Genomic DNA, 22,362 nt, shown 5'->3' on the forward strand with positions numbered 1-22,362 from the left:
GTCCCGGAGGGGTCTGCCGACGGTACGGCGCCGGGCAAGACCCCTGCCAGAGGACGTTTCATCCATCTTCGCCGTCGTCAGTGGAGGAATCGGCCACCTCCTCACTGTCCGGTCCCTGCGCCCTGACCCGCTGGACGTGCTCCAGGGACTCGCGCAACTCGGTCAGCCAGTCGTCGGTGTGACGCTGCACCAGGCGTACGCACCAGGCGAGGGCGTCGCTGCGGCTGCGCGCCACACCCCCGGCGATCAGGGTGTCCAGGACCTGACGCTCGGGCTGCCGCAGCCGGGTCATCACCGGCGCGGCCACATGCGTGAACAGGGCGCGCTCCGCACCGCACACCACGCCCCAGGAGACCTTCCGGCGGAACAGGTGCTCGGCCTCCCGGGCCACCTCGATCCTGGCCTCGCGGGTCCGCTCCCGGAACTCCTGGATGCGTGCCCGTACGGCGGTCTCCCGCTCGGCGTCCGAGGCGCCCTCGACGAGCCGGGGCTCCGGGATGCGCCCGATCACGGTGATCTCCTCGCGGTCGGGGGTCACCTCGACCAGTTCCTCGAAGAGCCCGTCGGGCAACCGGCCGGCGAACCAGCCGCGCAGCTTCTCTCTCTGCTCTGTCGTAATCATGTAATGACGATTACTCCGACCAGTTCATGAACACAAGGCGTCACGAAGGGGTTCGCCGAGGGCAGAGTCGGAATGTTTCAGGCCTATTAACTAAGCGGTGGTTTTCGGCCATCCGACCGCCGCCCACGATCAAGAACCGCTCAGTCATGCGGTCGACGTGTTCGATTTCCGTGACTTCACGCCACTGATTCAACACGCAAGGTTACTGAAAGCCATGGGTTCGATGTGTGTTTCGACGGCGGACTCGGCAGAGTGTCGCTCGCCGCTCCGGAGCCCACCGGCCCGGAGCGCGCGACCCGTCTATTCGAGCGGAAGGATGCACACAATGCGGAACACCGCGCGCTGGGCAGCGACCCTCGGCCTCACGGCCGCCGCCGTCTGCGGACCCCTGACCGGGGCCGCCGGCGCTGCACCGGCTGCCGGCCCGTCGTCGCTCTACGCCCCCTCGGCGCTGGTCCTCACCACCGGCCACGGCGACAACGCGGCGACGGCCACTCCGGAGCGCGCCGTCACCCTGAACTGCGCCCCGACAGCCTCCGGCACCCACCCGGCCGCGGCCCTGGCCTGCGCCGAACTGCGTGGCATCGGCGGCGACCTCACGACCCTGCAGACCCGGGACGACGTCTGGTGCACCAAGCTGTACGACCCCGTGGTCGTCACGGTCCAGGGCGTCTGGCAGGGCAAACGCGTGGCGTATGAGCGCACCTTCGGCAACACGTGCATGAAGGATGCGCTGAACAGCAGCGTCTTCGCGTTCTAGGGACCGGGATCGCGCGGTCCCCGTATCGCCGGATCAGGCTCGCAACTGGGGAGTGCGGCCCCTGGAGCGGGGAACCCGCGATCTCGTACCGGTGCCGACGGGCGGAGTGGGGCCTCCCGCCGGCTACCGGGCACCATGCCGCTCCCTGGGTACGGCCTGTGGGGGGTCGTCCCGGGGAGCGGCGAAAAACAACTGGTTTCAACAGGTGTCGACGCCACGTATTGGTGACTCGTGTCGTACGAGGGGTGACGACGCCAACGCCCGCCCGTACACGGACAGTTGCCGTGGCGGGCGGCGACGCGTTCTCAGGCACCCCGCCACGGCGTGCGCCGCGGCCACCAGCCCGGCACCGCCCGCCGGTAGCGCTCGTACTCGGCGCCGAACCGGCGCACCAGCCCCGGCTCCTCGTCCCAGCGCACGAACGCCCAGGTGAGCACCCAGGCCCCGGCCGCGTACCCGAACAGCACCGGCCGGGCGAGCAGCAGGCCCTGGCCGCAGAGCACGGCGACGACGGCGAGGTAGATCGGATTGCGCACGTACCGGTACGGTCCGCTCACCACCAGCCGCGTGGGCGGCGCGAGCGGCGACGGGGTGCCGAGCCCTTCCAGGGCGAACCGCGTGAAGGCCTCCAGGATGACGGCGGTCCCTGCCGCCAGGGGAACGAGCCCGAGCAGCCGCAGTGGCAGCCACCAGTCACCGGCCTGCCAGCCGCCGGTCAGCCACCACGGGACCAGCACGGCCGCGCTGCCGGAGATCACGACGAGGAACAGGGCGCTGCCCAGCGCCGCCGACGCCTTGCGCACACCTCCACCATGACAGCGCGGAGGGGCCGCCGTCTCCCTGCTGACGGCGGCCCCTCGGATCATGGAACCCGGCCTTACATGTGGACGACCGGTGCGGCCCCGGCGTCCTGCTGCGGCACTCCGCGGCGGTAGAGCAGGAACGCGATGACCGTGCCCGCGGCGAAGAAGCCCGCCGACCACCAGAAGGCGGTGGTGTAGCTCTCGATCGTCGCCTGCGCCTGCACCAGCTTGCTCGCCGGGTTGTGGCCCGACAGGTAGTCGGTGGCGGCGCTCGCGGCCAGGGTGTTCAGCAGGGCCGTACCGATCGAACCGCCCACCTGCTGCATGGCGTTGACGGTCGCCGAGGCGACACCCGCGTCCTCGGCCGCGACCCCGCCGGTGGCCAGCTGCATGGCGGTGGGCATGACCAGGCCGAGGCCCACGCCGATCACGATCAGCTGCGGCAGCACCGCGCTGACGTAGTGGGAGCCGACGCCTATGCCGGTCAGCCAGGCCATGCCGGCCGTGGCGATCGCGAAGCCCAGCGGGATGACCGCCTTCGGGCCGATCCGGGGCATCAGGACCGTGGAGCCGAGCTGCGCGGTCACCATCAGCGCGCCGACCATCGGCAGGAACGCCACGCCGGTCTTGGTGGGGCTGAAGGCGAGGTTGAGCTGGAGGTAGTAGGTCAGGAAGAGGAACACGCCGAACATGCCGGCGCCGGTGATCAGCACCGCGAGGAACGAGGCGCCCCGGTCACGGTCGAGCAGGATGCGCAGGGGCAGCAGCGGGTGCGCGGCCCGGGTCTGCCACCAGGCGAAGGCCGCCAGCAGGAGTCCGCCCGCGATCAGGAAGCCCCAGGTCAGCGGCGAACCCCAGTCGTGGGTCTCGGCGTTGGAGAAGCCGTAGACCAGCGAGAACAGACCGGAGGCGACCAGGACCGTGCCCGGCACGTCCAGCTTGGCGTTCGCCGCGTCGCGGTGGTTGCCGAGCAGCACCCAGCCGCCTACGAAGGCGACGACCGCGATGGCCACGTTCACGTACAGGGTCCAGCGCCAGTCGAGCGCGTCCGTCAGCACACCGCCGAGCAGCAGGCCGACCGCACCGCCGGCACCGGCGATGGCGCCGTACACGCTGAACGCGCGGGCCCGTTCGCGGGCGTCGGTGAACGTGGTGTTGAGCAGCGACAGCGCGGCCGGAGCGAGCAGCGCGCCGAAGGCGCCCTGCAGGGCGCGGGCCACGACCAGCATGGTGAAGCCGTTCGCGGCACCGCCGAGCGCGGAGGCCGCGGCGAAGCCGACGACGCCGACGAGGAAGGCGGGCTTGCGGCCGAACAGGTCGGCGATCCGGCCGCCGAGCAGCAGCAGTGAGGCGAAGGCCAGCGCGTAGGCGGTCACGATCCACTGCCGGCTGCCGTCGGAGAAGCCGAGGTCGGCCTGGGCGGACGGCAGGGCGATGTTCACGATCGTGGCGTCGAGGACCACCATCAGCTGGGCGACGGCGATGATCGCGAGGATCCACCACCGCTTGCCCGAGGCCTCGGCGTGGGCCTTCGCGAGGGCCCCGGTGCGGGGGCCGTCGGTCAGGGTCTTCTGGGGCATGGGGAACCACTCCAGGGAAGTCGTTCGAGAGGTCGTTCAAGAGGGCATTCGAGGGGGCGCACGCACAGGCCGCGTAAACGAAACCGTTTCGTACACATCGAGGCTAGAACAGTTTCAGCGAAACGGCAACGTTTCGTTTGCCCTCTCCGAAGGCCGGGATCGTGCATTCCTTGACGGGAATATAACCGCAGAGGCATATTGGTCTCATGTCCGACACCGCGCTCTGGACCGCTCTCGCCGACCCCCACCGGCGGGCCATCGTCGCTCTGCTCCTGGAGCGGCCCCGGCCCGTCGGGGAGATCGTGGAGGCATGCGGGCTGAGCCAGCCGAGCACGTCCAAGCATCTGAAGGTGCTGCGGGAGGCCGGTCTGGTGCGGGTCAGGCAGGACGCGCAGCGCCGCGTCTACGCCCTCGACCCGGCCCCGATCGCCGCCCTGGACGCCTGGCTGGCGCCGTACCGCAGGCTGTGGAACAGCAGCCTCGACGCGCTGGGCCGCCGCCTCGACGAGACGGACGCGACGCCGGACGACACCTGAGACCCCCACCGCGAAGGACCGAGCACCATGTCCGTCGACCTCACCGGCACCTTTCTGACGCTCGACGACGGCCGCCCCGCCGTCCGCTTCAGCCGCACCTACGACCACCCCGTCGACCGCGTCTGGCACTTCGTGACCGACCCGGTCGAACTCGCCGCGTGGTTCCCCTCCCGCGCCGAGATGGACCTGCGCCCCGGCGGCGCCATCCGGTTCAGCGGTGATCCCGACATGCCGGAGAGCACCGGCAAGGTGCTCGCCGTCGACCCGCCCCGCCACCTCTCCTTCGAGTGGGGCGGCGACGAACTCCACTTCGACCTGGCGGAGGCCGGCGAAGGACGCACCCGGTTCACCCTCACCAACGTCCTCGTCGCCGAGAACACCGCCGCCCGCAACGGCGCTGGCTGGGAGGTCTGTCTCGCCGCCCTGGACGCCAAGGCCCGCGGCGAGCGTTTCGAGGGGCCCCATGCCGGGGCGAGTGCGCCCTGGAAGGAGTTCTACGACGGCTACATCGGGGCCGGAGTGCCCTCGGGCGCGCCGGTGCCGGGCCTGGACTGACTCTCAGGCGGCGAACACCCGGGTGAGCGCTGCGGAGAGCGGCCCGGGGTCGGCCGGGGAGACCCGGGCGCCGAGATAGCCGTCCGGGCGTACGAGGAACGCGTCGCTCCCGCCGGTCGCGTACCGCTCGCGGAACTCGCCACGGCTGTCGCGCAGCACCGGCAGGGGCAGGGGGCCGGCGTCCACGCCTTCCGGCAGCACGCAGTAGCAGGTCAGTTGGCCGTGTGCGACACCGCGCGCGGTGTCGGCCAGTTCCTCGAAACCCTTGGTGCCGTCGGCGGAGGCCGCGTGGAGCAGCAGGACGTGGTCGCGCTCGCGCAGCACGTCGTACAGGCGCAGCGGGAAGGTCGCGAGCGGGTCCAGCAGGCCGCCGCAGTCCGGCGCGCGCTCGCCCGCGGCAGGACCGGGACCGGCGGCCGGGCCCGGCTCGACGAGCGGACTGTCCGGGTAGGCGATGAGCAACTGTGCCTCCCGCAGTCCCACGGTCACGGGATCGTCCGGGTCGGCCTGGATGCCCTGCGTCGCGTGCCGCAGGGTGCGTCCCACCACTTCCTCCCCGACCGGCCTGCGCTCGGTGTCGTAGCTCGCCGGCAGTCCTGGGCGGGCGATGCCCCGCGTCGCGAGGGCCAGCTTCCAGCCCAGGTTGTAGGCGTCCTGGATCCCGGTGTTCATGCCCTGGGCGCCGGTCGGCGGATGGATGTGCGCGGCGTCGCCGGCCACGAAGACCCGGCCCTCGCCGTAGCGGTCCACGATGCGGTGGCTGATCCGGAACACCGACGACCAGCGCATCGCGGACGCGGTCGTCGGCCGCGGGGACAGCCGGTCCAGGACCGCCTGGACGTGCTCCAGGCGCGGGGCGCGCTCGGTCTCCAGGCCGTGGGCGACCGCGTCTGCCGCCTCGGGCCGGTCCCGCGGCGAGAGTTCCGGCGGGACCAGCATGGACATGCGGTAGCGGCACCGGCCGGGCAGCGGGATGCACACGAGCAGGTCGTCCACCTCGCCGTCGGGAGTGTGGTGCATCGAGCGCACCGTCCAGCCCGGTGCCAGGTCCCAGTCCACCTCCACGTCCGCCAGCATGTACTCCTCCGGCAGCGCGCCGCCCTCGAAGGAGAGCCCCAGCGTCTTGCGCACGACGCTGTGCGCGCCGTCGCAGCCGACCAGGAAGAGCGAGCGGACCTCCTGCTCCTCGCCAGCCGCGGTGCGCAGCCGGCTGGTGACACCGTCGGTGTCCTGGACGAAGGACAGCAACTCCGTGCCGCGCTCGATGCGTCCGCCGAAGCGGGCGAGATGCTCTTCGAGGATGCGCTCGGTCTCGTACTGCGGCAGGGCCGCGAACCCGTACGGCACCTCGGGCGGCAGCGACATCTCCATGCGCCCCTGTTCGGCGCCGTTCACGTAGGTGAGCTGTCCGCGCAGCGGTACGGCCGCGTCCAGGGCCGCGCGGGCCACGCCCGTCCGGTCCCAGACCTCCAGCGTCCGCGGCTGGATCCCCACCGCCTTGGCGTACGGCAACCGCTCGGGAAGCCTGTCGACGAGCCGGCAGGCGACACCCCGCCTGCTCAGTTCGAGGGCGGCGGTCAGGCCGACCGGGCCCGCCCCGGCGATCAGCACCTCGGTGTCCGTCATGGGCGTCTCCCGTGCTCGCCCCCGGGATCCATGGTCGCCCGGGGGAACCAGCGCGGCGACCCGGCCGGCGGCGCCGGACGCCCTACGCCAACTGCCTGCGCACCAGCTCGTGCAGGCGCCCGGTGGTGTCCGCGAGGAGCTGGGCGGGCGGGCCCTGCTGGATGACCTTGCCGTCCTCCATCACGACGACCCGGTCCGCGTCCAGCACCGTGGACAGGCGGTGGGCGATGACGATGCGGCTGGCGTTGAGCTTGCGGGTGCTCTCGATGACGATGCGCTGGGTGTCGTTGTCGAGAGCACTGGTCGCCTCGTCGAAGAACAGGATGCGCGGGCGCCGGATCAGCGCCTGGGCGATCATCAGACGCTGCCGCTGCCCGCCGGAGATCGCGCCGTTGCCCGCGACGATCGTGTGCAGGCCCATCGGCATGCGCTTGATGTCCTCCGCCAGACCCGCCATCTCGGCCGCCGCCATCGCCTCCTCCGGCGTGTACGGCTCGGTGCCGCAGATGACGTCGAGGATGGAGCCGGTGAACGGCTGCGCGTGCTGGAGCACGACCCCGCACTGCCGGCGCACCGCCGACTGGTCGAGGGCCGCCAGGTCCTGGCCGTCGTACAGGACGCTGCCCGAGACCGGCTTGTCGAAGCCGATGAGCAGGCGCAGCAGCGTGGACTTGCCGCAGCCGCTGGGGCCGACGATCGCCACGAACTCGCCCGGGCGGACGGCGAAGGAGACGTCGTCCAGGACGAGCGGGCCGTCGTCGGCATACCGGAAGGACAAGCGGCGGGCCTCCACCGCGCCGGACAGCGGACCCGGCCGGGTGCTCGCCGTGCGCACCTCGGGCGTGGCGTCCAGGACCGGCCTGATCTCCTCGAACAGCGGCAGCGCGGCCACCGCCGAGACGAAGGAACCCGTGAGCTGGGTGACCGAGGTCAGCACCATCGTCACCGCCGTGTTGAAGGTGAGGAACGCCGCCGCCGACATCGCGCCCCTGGCCGGACCGGCCAGCAGCATGAACATCAGCAGCGTGCACACCGGCAGATACACCGCGCCCAGCACGGAGGTCAGGTTCTTGATCCGGCCGACCTTCTGCTGGAGTTCCCGGCTGCGCGCGAACTCCCCGGCCCAGGCGGCGTACGCGTAGTTCTCCGCCGCCGCCACCCGCAGCTTGGGCAGGCCGCGCAGCGTCTGGAACGCCTGGTTGTTCAGCTTGTTGCCGAGCGTCACGAGCCGGCGCTGCCAGCGCACCTGCCACAGCCCGAGCCCCAGGAACACGGCCGCGATGACGACGAGCATGCCGATCGCCGCCATGGCCATCGGCACGCTGTACCAGAACAGCAGCCCCAGGTTCATCGCACCGACCGTCACCGACTGCGCGACCACCGGGCCGACGCCCGCCAGCAGCCGCCGGATCGCGCTGATGCCCATGGCGGCGCTGGCGAGTTCACCGGTGGAGCGCTGTGTGAAGAACCGGGTCGGGAGCCTGAGCAGCCGGTCCCAGACGGCCGGCTGGAGCGCCGACTCGATACGGCCCTCCAGACGCAGGATGGTCAGGTTCTCCAGCAGCGTGAACGCGGCCGCCACGACCCCGCTGATCATCACCGCCAGACAGACCTGGACGATCAGACCCGTCTGGGCCTTGGGCACGTACTCGCCGAGCACCTTGCCCGTGGCGATCGGCACCAGCGCGCCGATCGCCACCGTCACCAGCCCGGCCAGCATCAGGTTCAGCACGTCGCCGCGGGTGCCGCGCAGGCTGAAGCGCAGCAGCCCGAGCGGACTGAGCCGCCGCTCGGGCAGCGGCCGGTAGAACATCACCGCGCGCGGCTCGAACTCCTCCGCGTTCGCCTTCTCGATCGGCGTCTCGCGTCCGGTGCCCGGGTGCACGGCCACATAGCCGCCGCGCCGCCACAGCAGCGCGACCGGCGCCCCGGACAGCGCCCGGTGCCCGACCAGCGGGCCCACGTTCTCCCGCCACCAGCGCCCGTCCAGACGTACGGCACGGGTGCGCACCCGGGAGGCCAGGGCCACCCGCTCGACCGGGTCGAGGCGTTCGCTCTCGGTGCCGCTCTGCGCGGGCTCGGCCAGGGTGATCCCGGCCGCCTCGGCGACGAGCCTGCAGGCCGCGTGGCTGGCGTCGGCGTCCGCGGCCGTCGTACGACGCGCCGAGCGCTTGCCGATGGAGGCCAGCAGGGTCTGGTCGGCCTGGGCGCGGACCGCCTCACCGGCCTTGATCCCGGCGGCCGTCCGCGTCTCGTGGGTCCGCTCCAGCTGCTCGATCCACCGGTCCAGCGCGGTCAGCAGCCGGTACTGCTGGTCGACCATGCTCTGCCACAGTGCCGGGTCCATCAGCAGGTCGGCGGTGGCCTCCGCGCCGTACAGGGCGCCGTACTGCACGCTGCCCGGCGGCACCTGCATCCAGAACACGTCGTCGTCCGCCGGGGCGGCGGACCGCTCCTCGGCCATCGGCGCCTGGAAGAGCACGGACAGGCCGCGGCCGACGCCCAGCGCGACCGCGTACTCCAGCGGGCTCGACGCCGGGGGCACGTACTGCGGGTTGCCGTACTCGTCGTACGACCAGGTCTGGGTGTTGGCCGGCTGGTACAGCTCGCGCAGGTTGATCCGGTGCACCACGCAGTCCCGCGCCGGGCGCGCCACCAGGGTGTGCTGGGGCCCGGCGACCGGGCCGAGCAGCAGCGCGCCCGCCTCCAGGCGGCCGAGGTGGTGCCAGTGCCCCTGCTGCGCGGCGTCCACCGCGAACAGGTCCAGGGCGCCGGCCGCGACCAGCCACAGCACCTGCGGGCCTTCCAGGTCCAGCCGGTTGAAGCCCGCGCAGTCGATGCGCGTGCCCATGGACCCCAGCGCACCGAGCACCAGGTCGCCTTCGCCGACGGTCGTCATCTCACCGCTCCCTGACCAGCGCGGCGTACGCGCCTCCGTGCGCCACCAGCTCCTCGTGCCGCCCGCGCTCCACGACCGCGCCGTGCTGCAGCACCACGATCTCGTCGCTGTCCCGGACGGTGCTCAGCCGGTGGGCGATCACCACACAGGCACAGCCGCGCCGGCGCAGGTTGTCCATCACGACCAGCTCGGTCTCCGCGTCCAGCGCGCTGGTCACCTCGTCCAGCACGAGGATGCTGGGCCGCCGCACCAGCGCCCGGGCGATCTCCAGGCGCTGGCGCTGCCCGCCGGAGAAGTTCCGGCCGTCCTGCTCCACCTTGCTGTGGACGCCGCCGGGGCGGCGCATCACCACGTCGTACAGGGCCGCGTCCCGCAGCGCCTCCACCACGGCCTCGTCCGGGATCGACGGGTCCCACAGGGCCACGTTGTCGCGGACCGAGCCCTCGAAGAGGAACACGTCCTGGTCCACGAAGGAGACCGAGGAGGCGAGCGCGCCGCGCGGGATGTCCTCCAGCCGGCGGCCGTCGATGCGGATCACGCCGTCCCAGGGCGTGTACAGGCCCGAGATCAGCCTGGAGACCGTCGACTTGCCGCTGCCCGAGCCGCCCACCAGCGCCACCTGCTGCCCCGGGCCCACGGTCAGGTCGAACCCGGTCAGCAGCGGCTTGTCCAGCGGGCTGTAGCCGAAGGTCACGTTCTCCAGTTCGACGTGCCCCTGCAGCCGGCGTGTCGAGTCGCTGCCGCCGGGGCGGGCGTAGAGCGGGTCGGCCTGGAAGTTCTCCACGTCCTTGAGCCGGGCCACGTCGGCCGCGAAGTCCTGGATACGGCCCGCCACGCCGTTGAGCCGGGTGAGCGGCGCGGTGAAGCGGGCGACCAGTGCCTGGAAGGCGACCAGCAGACCGACCGAGATATGCCCCTCGACCGCCCGCATCCCGCCGATCCACAGGATCAGCGCGCTGTTGAGCGTGGCGAGCGTCGGCGCGACCACCCCGAGCCAGGCGCTCGGCACGCCGAGCCGCTGCTGCTCCTCCAGCGTGGTGGCGTGCTGCCCGGCCCACTTGCGGAAGTAGCCGTCCTCGCCGCCGGTCGCCTTCATCGTCTCGATCAGCTGAAGACCGGTGTACGACGTGTTGGTGAGCCGTGCGGTGTCCGCGCGCAGCTTCGCCGTCCGTGTCGCCCGCAGCCGTATGACCAGCCGCATCGCCACCACGTTCAGCAGGGCCACGCCGATGCCGACGAACGTCAGCTGCGGGTCGTAGGTGTAGAGCAGCACGGCGTACAGCACGACCACGATCGCGTCCACGCCCGCCGCCGCCAGGTCGCGGGCCAGGGTCTCGGCGACCTGGTCGTTGGACTGCAGCCGCTGCACCAGGTCGGCCGGGGAGCGCTGCGCGAAGAACGTCACCGGCAGCCGCAGCAGATGGCGCAGGAAGCGCGCGCTGGAGAGGGTGGAGGAGATGATCCGGCCGTGCAGCAGGTTGGCCTGCTGGAGCCAGGTCAGCACCAGGGTGAGCAGCACACAGGTGGCCATCGAGGCGAACAGCACGCCCAGCAGCGAGGTCTGGCCGCCGATGAGGAACATGTCGATGTAGGTACGGCTGAGCGCGGGCATCGCCGCGCCGACCGCGACCAGCAGAAGGCTGGCGAGTACGGCGGCCGGCAGGGTTCCGGCCGTGCCGCGCAGCCGGGCCGGCATCGCGCCGAGCACGCCCGGCCTGCGCCCGCCCTTGGTGAAGCCGTCGCCCGGCTCCATCACCAGCACGACACCGGTGAAGCTGCCGTCGAACTCCTCCATGGGCACGAACCGGCGGCCCTTGGCGGGGTCGTTGATGTACACCCCGCGCCGGCCGAAGCGGCGGCCCATGCCGTCGTAGACGACGTAGTGGTTGAACTCCCAGAAGAGGACGGCCGGTGCCGTCACCTCGGCGAGGGCGGCCAGGTCCATCTGCATGCCCTTGGCGGTCAAGCCGTAGCTGCGGGCCGCCTTCAGGAGGTTGCTGGCGCGCGAGCCGTCGCGGGAGACACCGCAGGCGATGCGCAGTTCCTCCAGCGGGACGTGCCGGCCGTAGTGGCCGAGCACCATCGCGAGGGAGGCGGCACCGCACTCGACGGCCTCCATCTGGAGCACGGTCGGCGTACGGACCGTGCCGCCGCGGGACTTGGGGACCGGGCGCCGGGCCGGGGCGGCCCGTCTGCGGCCGCGGGTTTCCTGGGTGGTGCTCACGGCAGCAGCCAATCGACGGGACGCTGGTCGGCCAGCCGGATCGAACCGGAGGCGAGGGTCATGGAGTCGAGCTTGTACGGCGGCCCGTCCGCGGAGGACCACTGGTAGCCGCTCTTCGTGCCGGACGACGTGTCGAGCGCGACCAGCACCGCCACCGGGCGGCCCTTCTTCGTGAACTGCTCGCCGAGCTGGCTGTCGCCGAGGAACGCGGCGATCGACTGGGCGGACTGGGCGGTCCGGTCCACGGACTTCACGTGCCCGCGCAGCACGCCGTACCGCTGGGTCGGCACCGAGGACACGGTGAGGTCCACGGAGGCGTGTGCCGGGATGGCGGCGGCGTTCTCGGCGGGGACGTACACGGTGGCGTACAGCGGGTCGGAGGCATGGGCGGCCTTCTCGACGGCGGCCACGTTGGTGCCGGTCTGGATGATCTGGCCGATGGTGGCGGCGAGCGCCGTGACGCGGCCCGCGGCGACCGTGCGGACCACCGAGTCGCCCTGACTCGTGCGCACCTTGAGGACGGGGGCGTTCGCGGGCAGCCGTTCGCCCTGCTGGGCGAGTACGGCCGTGACCTGGCCGGCCACGGGGCTCTGCAGCAGATAGCTGCCCTGACCGTGGGTCAGGATGGCCTGCGCGGTGACCGTGGAGGTGACCGAACCGGTCACCGCCCACACGGAGGCCGCCGCCATGACGACGACGGTGACGCCGAGCGCGAGCCAGCCCTGGGGGCGGGCCAGCCGCACCGGAAGGTCCAGCTCCTCCGGTGACTGGAGCTTGGCGAGGGCCTGTTGGCGGAACTGCACGGAACTTCCCTCACCCGTGGAGAGACATCGTTACGACCTGCTTCGGGCGCCCCGGGGCGCCTTGACGCCTTCGGGCACCCGAGAGTCCCGGAGCCGTGGGACGGCTCCGGGACTTCGGTGACACCGCGGTGCGGTCAGAGACCGGCGACCAGGTTGGTGATCGGGGCCACGTTCAGGCCGGTGACACCCTGGACGGTGCCGATGACCGTGTCCACCGCGCCGGAAACCGGGGCAACGCCGTTGACGGCGCCGGTCACGGTGTTCAGGGCGTTCACGGAAAGGCCGCCGGAGACGTTGTCCAGCTCGGCGTCCGAGATCTCGACGGTCTCAACCTGGGGGGTGGAGTTCATGGTGGAACTTCCCTTCGTATGGATATTTCACAAGGGGGAGCGGCCCCCTCTGGGGACAGACGACGGCCGCGACCGCGGGTGCCGGAACGCCCGTCTCCGGGAGCCCGGGGGACCCCCGCGATGCGATGGATCAAAGCACGCACGCGGGCCGCGCTTCCAATCAACCAGGGCTCTCACCAGCGCACTTGGCCCGCGCCGCGCCCCAAGCGTGCAGGTGTGCGCACGGCTTGTCGGCGACTCCTTCACATGCCGCACGGCATCGGCGCAAACCGGCTCTTGCGGCCGCGCGGGCGAATCCGGCACTCCGCACCAAAGGTGTGACCGGCGGTAAGCGGTTGTGCAGATCCGCCGACTCCGGTGACTTGGTTGAGTATTCGATGTGCAGATTCCCTGAAGCAGGGATTCCGGTACGTGATCGGAACGGACCGCTACCGATCAGTGGCTGAGCGTGTCAGCCCATCAGTGCGTAGACCGTGCTCGCACGCGCCGCGAGCGCGCCCGATGCGGCGTCGCTCAACGTGATGTCGGCGAACGCCATCCGGCGGCCCAGCTTGGTCAGGACCGCTTCGATCAGGACATCCGAACCCGTCACCGCCCGCTGGAACGACGTCGACTGCTGCACGGTCGTCATCGGCACGAAGCCGCCCCGCGCGGCCGAGACCGCGATCACCGTCGCCGTGTCGGCGGCCGCCATCAGCGCCTGCCCCGACAGCCCGCCGCCCTCCCGGGCCAGCCGCTCCGACCAGGGCAGACGCAGGATCGCGCGGTCCTCGCCCACGGCCTCGACGCACAGCCCCAGGTCGAGCACCCAGGGGGCGAAGTTGGCGGAGAGGATCTTGTCGGCTTCGGCGGTGGTCATCGTCATATGGGGGATTCTTCCCGGCCGAGCGGGGCGACACGCGGAGCGTGGCCGATTCGCCTCCAGGGGGCGGAAGTTGGCGAACGGAATTGAACGCACCGCATGACCCGGCCGTACCTACAGCCATCCAGGCGCCCCCGATCAACTGCCCGACAGCGGCAGACCCCCGTCCCCAGGAGGTCGAGAAGTTTGAGTCACAAGCGAATGCCCAAGCGCAAGGCAGCGATAGCGGTGGGCGGTGTCGCGGCGCTCGGAGCGGCGGCTCTCCTGCTGCCCAACGCCAACGCGTCACAGGACAAGAACGATGCCGCGGGCGCCGCCGGCACCGCGAAGACCCTGAAGGCCTCGGCCGCCTCGGATCTCTCCGCGCAGTTGCAGAAGCTGCTCGGTGACGCGCTGGCCGGGTCCTACTACGACAGCGGCAAGCAGCAGTTGGTCGTCAACGTGGTCAGCGGCGACAACAACATCATCCAGCAGGCGCAGAAGGCCGGCGCGGTCGTCCGGCAGGTGGAGAACAGCACCTCCGAACTCAAGGCCGCCGCACGGACGCTGAAGACCAAGGCGACCATCCCGGGCACCGCCTGGGCCGTGGACCCGCGCACCGACAAGGTCGTGGTCACCGCCGACTCCAGCGTCACCGGCGCCAAGTGGAACCGGCTCCAGTCGACCGTGCAGAGCCTCGGCTCCGGCATGGCGAGCCTGAAGAAGTCCGCCGGCACCTTCAAGACCTTCGTGTCGGGCGGCGACGCCATCTTCTCCCAGGTGCAGGGCGGCAACGTGCGCTGCTCCCTCGGCTTCAACGTCAAGGCCTCCGACGGCAGCCCGGCCTTCCTGACGGCCGGTCACTGCGGCGTCGCCGCCAAGGACTGGTCGGACTCCCAGAACGGCCAGCCCATCGCCACCGTGGACCAGGCCACCTTCCCGGGCAACGACTTCTCGCTCGTGAAGTACGACGACGCCACCACCCAGGCGCCCAGCGACGTCAACGTCGGCAACGGCCAGACCGTCCAGATCACCCAGGCCGCGGACGCCACCGTCGGCGAGACCGTCTTCCGGATGGGTTCCACCACCGGGCTGCACAACGGCCAGGTGACCGGCCTCGACGCCACCGTCAACTTCCAGAGCGAGACCGACCCGAACGGCGTCGACACCGTCAACGGCCTCATCCAGACCAACGTCTGCGCCGAGCCCGGCGACAGCGGCGGCTCCCTGTTCACCCAGGACGGCGGCGCGGTCGGCCTCACCTCCGGCGGCAGCGGCGACTGCACAAGCGGCGGCGAGACCTTCTTCCAGCCGGTCACCGCGGCCCTCCAGGCCACCGGCGCCACCCTCGGCGACGGCGGCGGCGCGGGCGACCAGGCGGGCGCCGGGGACCAGGCCGGTGCCGGGGACCAGGCGGGTGCAGGCGACCAGGCGGGCACCGCCGACCCCTCGGCCTCGGCCGGGGACCAGGCGGGTGCCGGTGATCAGGCGGGCGGCGACCAGATCGGCGGCTCCGCCGACCCGTCCGCCTCGGCGGGCGACCAGTCCGGCACCGGCGACGGCACAGGCACCGGAGACCAGTCCGGCGAGGGCACGGGCGACGGATCGTCGTCCCTGACCGGGAGCCACTAGCCCTTCGTTTGGCGGGACCTCGGGGTCCCGCGCTGGGATCGGGCGGGTTGTTCGGTACCGGGATCGGCAGGGCTCTCCCTGTACAGGGATCGGGCGGGCCGTCTCGCACCGGGAACCGGCGGGCTGTCCCCCCACCGGGGTCGGCCGGTCCGTGCTCCCTCTGGGGTCGGCCAGCCCGTGCTCCTACCGGGATCCGCCAGCCCGTCCCCCCACCGGGAACCGCCGGCCATTCCCTCGGCGGGACGGGCCGAGCCGTTCCCAGACTCCCTGACCGGCCCACCGCGGTTCCGGCCGGCAGGGACGGTCCGGCCCTCCGGCGGGAGGGCCGGACCACAGTTGTGGAGCCCGGCCACGGTCGTGGAGCCCGGCCACAATCGTGGCGTCGGCGGCAGTCGTCGCGCCCGGTCGGTCAATCGTCCCCGCGGGCCCGCAGCAGCAGTACCGCCACGTCGTCCACGCGTTCCCGTGCCGCCGCGCTGTGTCGTACCAGTTCGTCTGCCAGGTTCTCCAGCGGCTGGTCGCCGGCTTCGGCGAGCAGTGCGCCGAGGTCGACCAGGGAGTCCTCGATGTCGACGCCGGGGGACTCCACGAGACCGTCCGTGTAGAGGGCGAGGACCGAGCCGGGGGCCAGGGACACCTCGGTCGTCGGGTACGTGGCCTCCGCGTCGATCCCGAGCAGCGGGCCACCGGCGAGGTCCAGCACCCGCACCCGGCCGTCCGGGCGCCGGAGCAGGGGCGGCGGATGCCCGGCGCGTGCCATGACGGCCTGCCCCTGCACCGGGTCCAGCCGCAGGTACACGCAGCTGGCGAACAGGTCGGCGCCGAGGTCGATGAGCAGCCGGTTGGTGCTGCGCATCACTTCCTGCGGCGCCTGACCCACCGTGGTGTACGCCCGTACCCCGGTGCGGATCTGCCCCATCAGCGCGGCCGCCCTCACGTTGTGCCCCTGCACGTCCCCGATCACCGCCGCGGCCAGCGGCCGGGTCGGCACCAGGTCGTAGAAGTCGCCGCCGATCTCCATGCCCTGAGTGGCCGGCAGATAGCGGGCGGCCGCCTCGATACCGGGCAGCGGTGCCAGCGAGTGCGGCAGCAGAGACTCCTGCAGCCCCTGCGCCAGCCGGTGCTTGGCGTCGTACAGCTGGGCACGCTCCAGGGCCTGCGCGATCAGGCCGCCGAGGCTGGTCAGGACCGCTCGCTCGTCGGCGGGGAAGACCCGCGGTTCGGCGTACGCCAGCACACAGGTGCCCACCGGCCGCCCGGACGCGATCAGCGGCAGATACGCCCAGGCCGCGAACCCGTCCGGGGTCTCCTGCCGGTGCGGGTACAGCCGCTCCAGCTGCTCCCGCGAGTCGAAGAACGCCGGCACCCCGCTGTTCAGGACGTGGGTGCCCGGGGTGCGTTCACTCAACGGCAGCCCGTCGAAGCGCTCCACGACATACGGGGCCGGATACCCGTGGTGCCCCAGCACGTGCAGTCGCCCGCCCTGTGAGCCGAGGATCACCATGGCCTGGCAGCCGACCGACGGGGCGACCTCGTCCCACACCAGCTGCACGACATCCTTCACCCCCACCGCCTCGGTCAGCGCCCCGGCCAGGCTCAGCACCTGCGAGATGGTCACCAGCCGCGAGGGACCGGGCCCCGTCTGCGGCGCCTCCCGCGCCATCTCCGCCACCGCCCGCGCCCGGCTGATCCGCATGCTCAGCCCGGTCGTGCTCGGATACAGCCGGAACGACAGCCACTCGCCCGGCGGGCGCAGCGCCACGAACGACGTCACCTGCTGGCTGATCAGCGCGGCCCGGTACCGGTCCTCGTACATCGGGTCGTTCAGCCACGGCACGGACACCCACGGCAGAACGCCGAGCAGTTCCCCGGCGGGCCGGCCGAGCAGCTCGCCGGCCGCCGTGTTGGCGAAGGCGATCCGGCCGTGCAGATCCAGCGACATCAGCCCGTACGGCAGCCGGGACACCATCCGCGCCGCCTCCACCGCCCCCAGCGTGTCCGCCACGCCCGACAGCGGCGTCGCCAGCACGTCGGCCTCGGGGCCGATCGGCAGGTTCTGCGCGGCGGCCCGTTCCAGTCGCAGGGCCAGCCGTTCGCAGGCCGCCGTCAGATGCTCGCGCTCCCAGTCGGCCAGCTCCGGCGGATGCGCACCGGGCCAGGTCACGAACACGGCGCCGTACACGGTGCCCGCCGTCGCCACCGGCAGCGCGGCCAGCGCGAACGGGTACGGCAGCACCACCGAGATCCGCGGATAGCAGCGCGCCATCTGCTCCTCGCCGCCCACCCACACCAGACGCCGCTCGCGCACCGCGTCCGCGACCGGGATCGGCGCGCTCAGCCCGACCCGCTCCCAGGGCGCCGCGAACGCGCGGGGCATGCCCGCCATCACCGCCATCTCCAGGACCGGCTGATCGGGCCTGAGCAGGTACACCGCGCCGGAGTGCGCGTGCACGTCCTCGATCATCGAGGCCAGCGCGATGGACAGCAGCGGTCGGCCGACCTCGGCCCTGGCGGCCGCCGGTGCCTGTGCCGGCCCTGGCCCGTCGGACACGCCGACCACCTCCTCGCCGGGCCGCGCGTCGCGTCTCGGGGTCAAGGCTCCCTCGCGGGGGCGTGCGGCGCACGGCGAGCGCCCTTCGCGCGCCCTCGGCGGCAGCCCTGACCTGTGCAGGCACCCGGTTGCCCCGGGGGCCTCCGGATACCCCGTCCGGACCGGACCATGCCCCCGCAGCCGAAGCGCGCGGCGGTGTACGGGCGCCGTGTGTGCGCCCCCGCGCACCTTGATGGCCGATTCTGCGCGCCCGCGAACGGCGAACGCGCCCAAGAATGGGGCACGCGCTGAACATCTGAAGACGTGAGCACGGCGATACGGGGCGAAGTACGGCCGACTGGAGGGGCGGGCAGTGATCCGGGTACTGCTGGTGCACGACGCGTGTCTGGTGCGATCGGTCCTGGCGGAGTGGTTACGGGGGGAACCAGGTCTGCACGTGGAGGACACACCCTGGCGTGGCGCGTCCGCACGGGTGCGGTCCGTGCGCCCGGACGTGTGCGCGGTGGACCTGGACTGCGCCGAGGGCCATGGCGTGCCGCCGCTCGGCGACCTCTGCCCGCCCGGCACCGGGGGCCGGCCTCCGGCGCTGGTGGTGCTTGCGAGTGCGAATCGGCCGGGGCTGCTGAAGCGGGCGGCCGAGGCGGGTGCGCTCGGCTTCGTCGACAAGGCGGGCTCACCGGAGGGGCTGGTGCGCGCGATCCGCAGCGTCGCCGAGAGGGAACGTTTCGTCGATGCGTCGCTGGGCTTCGGCTTCCTCAAGGCGGCCCAGATGCCGCTGACCAGACGCGAGCTGAGCGTGCTGTCCCTGGCGGCCGGCGGGGCGTCCATCGCGGAGATCGCCGGCAGCCTGCACCTGTCCCACGGCACGGTACGCAACTACATGGCGGCGATCACCCGCAAGACCGGGGCACGCAACCGCGTCGACGCGATCCGGATATCCCGGGGCGAGGGGTGGGTGTGATCAGCGGACCGGTGCGGTGGGCTCAGCCGTCCAGCCGCCGACCAGGTCCCGGTACAGGGCCGAGGTCCGCAGCAGCTCGTCGTGGGTGCCGCAGGCGGTGCGCGGGCCGTCCAGCACCAGGACACGGCCGGCGCGGCGGGCCGAGCTGATGCGGTGGGCGACGACCACCAGCGTGCCGCCCGGCCGGGCCGCGAACGCCCGCTCGGCACGGGCCTCCGCCGCCGGGTCCAGATGACAGGTCGCCTCGTCGAGCAGGGCGAGCGGTGCGGGTGACAGATAGGCCCGGGTCAGCGCGATCAGCTGCCGTTCGCCCGCCGACAGCGCGCCCGGGTCGACCCTGCCCCCGGGGCCGCCGAGCGCCCGCAGCAGGGGGGTCAGGCCGACCGCCTCGGCGGCGGCCAGCAGCTCCGCCTCCGGCACCGGGTCCCGGCGGAAGAGGCCCAGGTTCTCGGCGAGCGTGCCGCCATGGACGTACGCCTCCTGCGGAATCAGCACCCGGGAAGCGGCGGCTTCCGGCCCCGGAACGGCGTGCCCGTACACCCGGATCACCCCCTCCCGCGCCTCCAGCAGCCCGGCGACCAGACCCGCGAGCGTCGACTTGCCGATCCCGCTCGGTCCTACGACGGCGAGGTGTGCCCCCGCGGGGACGCTGAGGTCGAGTCCGTCGAGGACGGGTTCGCGCGCGAGGCCGTAGGCGAAGGTGACGGAGGTGAGGGCCAGGGCGGGGGCGCCGGGCGGCGGGGTCCCCGTGGCCCGCAGGGAGTTGTTCCGGTTCTGGGGCCGTCGCACCCCGGAGGCCGTCGGCGGTGCCAGGCGGCGCAGGACGACCGTGAGCCGGGACCCGCTGGTGCCCAGGCCGTGGACGAGGTTCTGCAGGGCGGGGAGCAGGGACTGGGTGACGTACGCGAGAGCACCGACCAGCGCACCCGGCGTCACGCCGTGGCCCAGCAGCCAGGGCGCGGTGGCGAGCAGCAGGACCACCGGCAGCTCGCCGCCCACCGCCAGGGCGGCCACGCGGGCCACGCTCCAGCGGGCCAGGGCGCGGGCGGCCCGCTGTTCCGCGTCGATCGACTCCGCGACGCCGGCCGCCACCCGTGCCTCGGCACCGGCGGCCGTCACGTCCCGCAGCCCCGGACAGACCGCGCCCAGGTCCTCAGCCAGCGCTTCGTCGGCGGCGAGGAAGGCCTCCTGACGCCGGGCCAGCGGCCGCAGGGTCGCCGCGAACAGGCACAACCCGGCCAGCAGCGGGGGCACGACGACCGTCAGCAGCAGCGGGGCGAGCGAGAACAGGCCGATCAGCGCGCCGGAGGCGGTGAACAGGAAGGAGCGGGAGACCAGCACCAGTCCGGCGAGCGTGTCCCGCGCGATCTCCACCTGCTGGGTGAGCCGGGACAGCGCCCCGGCGTCCGCCTCCCGCACCCCGCGTCCGACCACGCTCGCCACCAGGCGGTCCCGGACCGGCTCGACCAGCGCGGCGACCACGCCGTACACCCGCCCGGTCCCGTACGCCCCGGCGCCCACCGCGAGCCCGGCCGCGCCGAGCCACAGCAGACCGGCCCGTGCGTCCCCGGCGAGGAACCCGTCGTCCAGCGCCCGGGCCAGCGCATAGCCGATCAGGAAGGTCTGCCCGGCCTCCAGCACGGACCAGAGCCCGAGCCGGACCAGGACTCTCCAGCGCGCCCGTACCGATCCCAGGACCCGTGTCCGCGCCCTCATGCCCCGAACACCGCCCGGTACTCCGCGTCCCGCCACAGCTCGGCATGGGGGCCCACCGCCCGGACCCGGCCCCCGTCCAGCCAGGCGACGGCGTCGGCGCGGGCCGCCGTACCCGTGCGATGGGCGATCAGCAGGCGGGTGGGGCCCGTGCCCGGCGCCAGCAGGGACTGGGCGATCTGGTGCTCGGTGACCGTGTCGAGGCTGGAGAGGGCGTCGTCGAGGATCAGCAGGCGGCCGCCGCGGGCGAAAGCGCGGGCGAGGCCGAGGCGCTGGGACTCGCCGCCGGAGCGGGGCGCGTCGGCGCAGCGGGTGGCGTAGCCGTCGGGCAGGCGGCGGACGAAGCCGTCGGCCCGGGCCGTGCGCGCGGCCGACCGGATCCGGGCCGGGGAGGGCGTGGTGAGCCCGAACGCGATGGTGTCCTCGATGGTCGTGCCGAGCAGGGCGGGGCGTGCGAAGGCGTAGGAGACCGCGTGGCGCAGGTCGGCGTGGGTGAGGTCACGCAGCGGGATCCCGTCGAGCAGGACCTCGCCCGCGTCCGGGTCGGCGAGTCGGCCGGCGAGTTCGGCCAGCAGGGACTTGCCCGTGCCGGAGCGGCCGACCACGGCGAGGGTCGTGCCGCCCGGGATGAGCAGATCCACGCCGTCCAGGACGGTACGGCCGCCCCGGCTCGCCGTCACGCCGCGCAGCTCCAGTCGCCCGGAGCCGGGCGGCAGCCCTCGGGTGCCGTACCGGGGCGCCGGTTCGGCCAGCACCTCGGCGAGGCGTCCGGTGGCCGCCCGGGCCCGGGAGAGCGCGGCCAGTTGACCGACCAGCACACCGACTCCCGTCGCGAGGACGGCGTACCGGGAGGCGGCCAGCACCTCGCCGACCGACAGGCGGTGGTGGGCGAGCAGCAGCCCGGCGACCGCGACCACGCCCAGGTTCAGCAGTGGTGCCACGGTGACCGCCTGTGCGGCGGCCCGCCCCTGCACCCGCCACATCCGGTGCCCGGCGCGGGACAGTTCGGGCAGCGGTGCGAGGATCCGGGCCGTCTCGCGGTCCTCCGCGCCCGCGGCCCGGATGGTGCGGAAGCCGCCGACCGCCTCGGCGAGAGCGGCCGCCATCCGGCCCTGCACCCGCTGGTAGTCGGCCACGCACGCCGAGGTGTCCCGGGCGAACGCCCGCAGCAACAGCGCCAGTACAGGCGCACCGACGAGGAACACGGCCGCCAGCCACGGGTCGATGACGCCGAGCGCCACCACGCCCCCGACCGGCCCGGCGAGCGCGGCGATGAGCGCGGTCAGCGCGGCCGGCGCCGTCCCGGCCTGCGCGGCGTTGCCGACCAGCCGCGCCACCAGGTCCCCGGCGCCGAACCGGGCGCCCGCGCGCGGGCCCAGGGCCAGCACCTGCCCGGTGACCCGGCGGCGCAGCCACGCGGTGGACCGCGCGTCGACCGTGCCGGTGAGCACGCCCGCGCATCCGTCCAGCACGGCGATCAGCAGCACCAGGCCCGCGCAGCAGGCCACCCAGCGGACCGCCGGGGCGTCGGCGAGCAGCAGGTCGAGGGTCCGGCCGAGTGCGGCCGGCAGCAGCAGTCCGGCGGCCGTCGCGGCCGCGCTCACGGCGCACAGGGCGGCACAGCGGGCGCCGCCGTGCCGGAGCACGGCACGCGGCAGACGAGCGGGAGCGTCGGGGGAGGGCGTCATCGGCTGCGGCCTCGCGTCGGAGCGGACGGGAAGGCTCCGGGCGGCCCCCTCCCAGACGGGGGAGAGGGCTGCCCGGAGCCGTGGACTCACCGGCCCGGTCAGAGACAGAGCAGGATGCTCGCCGCCGACACGCAGGACAGCAGGCTCACCGTGCTCGCGCCGGTGTGGGACAGCTCGTCGGACTCCAGGGTCTGCAGGTCGAGAAGTGCCATCTTCGT

The 22,362-nt window shown here is 73.0% G+C and carries 18 protein-coding genes; 5 read left to right on the forward strand and 13 right to left on the reverse strand.

Going from position 1 to position 22,362, the window contains the following annotated elements; all coding sequences use genetic code 11:
- Positions 1-58: 58 nt before the first annotated feature.
- Positions 59-622, reverse strand: coding sequence for a hypothetical protein (locus BEK98_RS41470; protein WP_094221980.1), 564 nt, complete (start codon positions 620-622; stop codon positions 59-61).
- Between the two features lie 325 nt (positions 623-947).
- On the opposite strand from BEK98_RS41470, the gene BEK98_RS41475 reads away from it, so the two are divergent.
- Complete coding sequence (locus tag BEK98_RS41475; RefSeq protein WP_094221981.1) at positions 948-1,382, forward strand: protease inhibitor; 435 nt, start codon at positions 948-950, stop codon at positions 1,380-1,382.
- A 305-nt stretch (positions 1,383-1,687) separates the two neighbouring features.
- On the opposite strand, the gene BEK98_RS41480 is transcribed toward BEK98_RS41475, so the two are convergent.
- Positions 1,688-2,185: a methyltransferase family protein gene (locus tag BEK98_RS41480; protein WP_094221982.1), complete on the reverse strand. Its 498-nt coding sequence runs from the start codon at positions 2,183-2,185 to the stop codon at positions 1,688-1,690.
- A gap of 74 nt (positions 2,186-2,259) precedes the next feature.
- Complete coding sequence (locus tag BEK98_RS41485; RefSeq protein ID WP_094221983.1) at positions 2,260-3,765, reverse strand: MFS transporter; 1,506 nt, start codon at positions 3,763-3,765, stop codon at positions 2,260-2,262.
- Positions 3,766-3,971: 206 nt separating this feature from the next.
- Here BEK98_RS41485 and BEK98_RS41490 point away from each other — a divergent pair, with 206 nt between their 5' ends.
- Together BEK98_RS41490 and BEK98_RS41495 are read left to right on the forward strand one after the other, a co-directional pair.
- Positions 3,972-4,301, forward strand: a complete 330-nt coding sequence (locus BEK98_RS41490; RefSeq protein WP_094221984.1) for an ArsR/SmtB family transcription factor — start codon at positions 3,972-3,974, stop codon at positions 4,299-4,301.
- 27 nt (positions 4,302-4,328) lie between these two features.
- Positions 4,329-4,856: an SRPBCC family protein gene (locus BEK98_RS41495; protein ID WP_094221985.1), complete on the forward strand. Its 528-nt coding sequence runs from the start codon at positions 4,329-4,331 to the stop codon at positions 4,854-4,856.
- Positions 4,857-4,859: 3 nt separating this feature from the next.
- Here the strand turns inward: BEK98_RS41495 and BEK98_RS41500 are convergent, their stop codons facing one another.
- The 6 genes from BEK98_RS41500 to BEK98_RS41525 all read right to left on the reverse strand — a co-directional run bounded on the left by BEK98_RS41500 (position 4,860) and on the right by BEK98_RS41525 (position 13,623).
- The gene (locus BEK98_RS41500; protein ID WP_094221986.1) at positions 4,860-6,482 is read right to left on the reverse strand and encodes an FAD-dependent monooxygenase; all 1,623 of its coding nucleotides are present in this window, start codon (positions 6,480-6,482) and stop codon (positions 4,860-4,862) included.
- Positions 6,483-6,564: 82 nt separating this feature from the next.
- Positions 6,565-9,381 carry an NHLP bacteriocin export ABC transporter permease/ATPase subunit gene (locus tag BEK98_RS41505; RefSeq protein WP_094221987.1) on the reverse strand — a complete coding sequence of 939 codons (2,817 nt, stop codon included), beginning with the start codon at positions 9,379-9,381 and terminating at the stop codon, positions 6,565-6,567.
- 1 nt (position 9,382) lies between these two features.
- On the reverse strand, positions 9,383-11,605 hold the full coding sequence (locus tag BEK98_RS41510; RefSeq protein ID WP_094221988.1) for an NHLP family bacteriocin export ABC transporter peptidase/permease/ATPase subunit: 2,223 nt from the start codon (positions 11,603-11,605) through the stop codon (positions 9,383-9,385).
- On the reverse strand, positions 11,602-12,408 hold the full coding sequence (locus BEK98_RS41515) for an HlyD family efflux transporter periplasmic adaptor subunit (protein WP_094221989.1): 807 nt from the start codon (positions 12,406-12,408) through the stop codon (positions 11,602-11,604). The genes BEK98_RS41510 and BEK98_RS41515 overlap by 4 nt, the downstream gene beginning before the upstream one ends.
- Positions 12,409-12,542: 134 nt before the next feature.
- Positions 12,543-12,758 carry a type A2 lantipeptide gene (locus tag BEK98_RS41520; protein WP_094221990.1) on the reverse strand — a complete coding sequence of 72 codons (216 nt, stop codon included), beginning with the start codon at positions 12,756-12,758 and terminating at the stop codon, positions 12,543-12,545.
- Between the two features lie 451 nt (positions 12,759-13,209).
- A complete protein-coding gene (locus tag BEK98_RS41525) occupies positions 13,210-13,623 on the reverse strand; it encodes a PaaI family thioesterase (RefSeq protein WP_094221991.1) in 414 nt (137 codons plus the stop codon).
- 183 nt (positions 13,624-13,806) lie between these two features.
- Here BEK98_RS41525 and BEK98_RS41530 point away from each other — a divergent pair, with 183 nt between their 5' ends.
- A complete protein-coding gene (locus BEK98_RS41530; RefSeq protein WP_244202205.1) occupies positions 13,807-15,231 on the forward strand; it encodes a S1 family peptidase in 1,425 nt (474 codons plus the stop codon).
- A gap of 409 nt (positions 15,232-15,640) precedes the next feature.
- Here the strand turns inward: BEK98_RS41530 and BEK98_RS41535 are convergent, their stop codons facing one another.
- The gene (locus tag BEK98_RS41535; protein ID WP_208643379.1) at positions 15,641-17,791 is read right to left on the reverse strand and encodes a SpoIIE family protein phosphatase; all 2,151 of its coding nucleotides are present in this window, start codon (positions 17,789-17,791) and stop codon (positions 15,641-15,643) included.
- 343 nt (positions 17,792-18,134) lie between these two features.
- Here BEK98_RS41535 and BEK98_RS49280 point away from each other — a divergent pair, with 343 nt between their 5' ends.
- Positions 18,135-18,743, forward strand: a complete 609-nt coding sequence (locus tag BEK98_RS49280) for a response regulator transcription factor (RefSeq protein WP_107428326.1) — start codon at positions 18,135-18,137, stop codon at positions 18,741-18,743.
- On the opposite strand, the gene BEK98_RS51045 is transcribed toward BEK98_RS49280, so the two are convergent.
- The 3 genes from BEK98_RS51045 to BEK98_RS41550 all read right to left on the reverse strand — a co-directional run bounded on the left by BEK98_RS51045 (position 18,744) and on the right by BEK98_RS41550 (position 22,356).
- Entirely contained in the window at positions 18,744-20,459 is a 1,716-nt protein-coding gene (locus BEK98_RS51045) for an ATP-binding cassette domain-containing protein (RefSeq protein WP_167444386.1), read from the reverse strand.
- Positions 20,456-22,144, reverse strand: a complete 1,689-nt coding sequence (locus BEK98_RS41545) for an ABC transporter ATP-binding protein (protein ID WP_094221993.1) — start codon at positions 22,142-22,144, stop codon at positions 20,456-20,458. Before BEK98_RS41545 ends, BEK98_RS51045 begins: the two co-directional genes overlap by 4 nt.
- A gap of 98 nt (positions 22,145-22,242) precedes the next feature.
- On the reverse strand, positions 22,243-22,356 hold the full coding sequence (locus tag BEK98_RS41550; RefSeq protein WP_094222020.1) for a SapB/AmfS family lanthipeptide: 114 nt from the start codon (positions 22,354-22,356) through the stop codon (positions 22,243-22,245).
- Between the last annotated feature and the right edge of the window lie 6 nt (positions 22,357-22,362).

The sequence above is a fragment of the Streptomyces diastatochromogenes genome (assembly GCF_002242805.1).
GTDB classification, from domain to species: domain Bacteria; phylum Actinomycetota; class Actinomycetes; order Streptomycetales; family Streptomycetaceae; genus Streptomyces; species Streptomyces diastatochromogenes.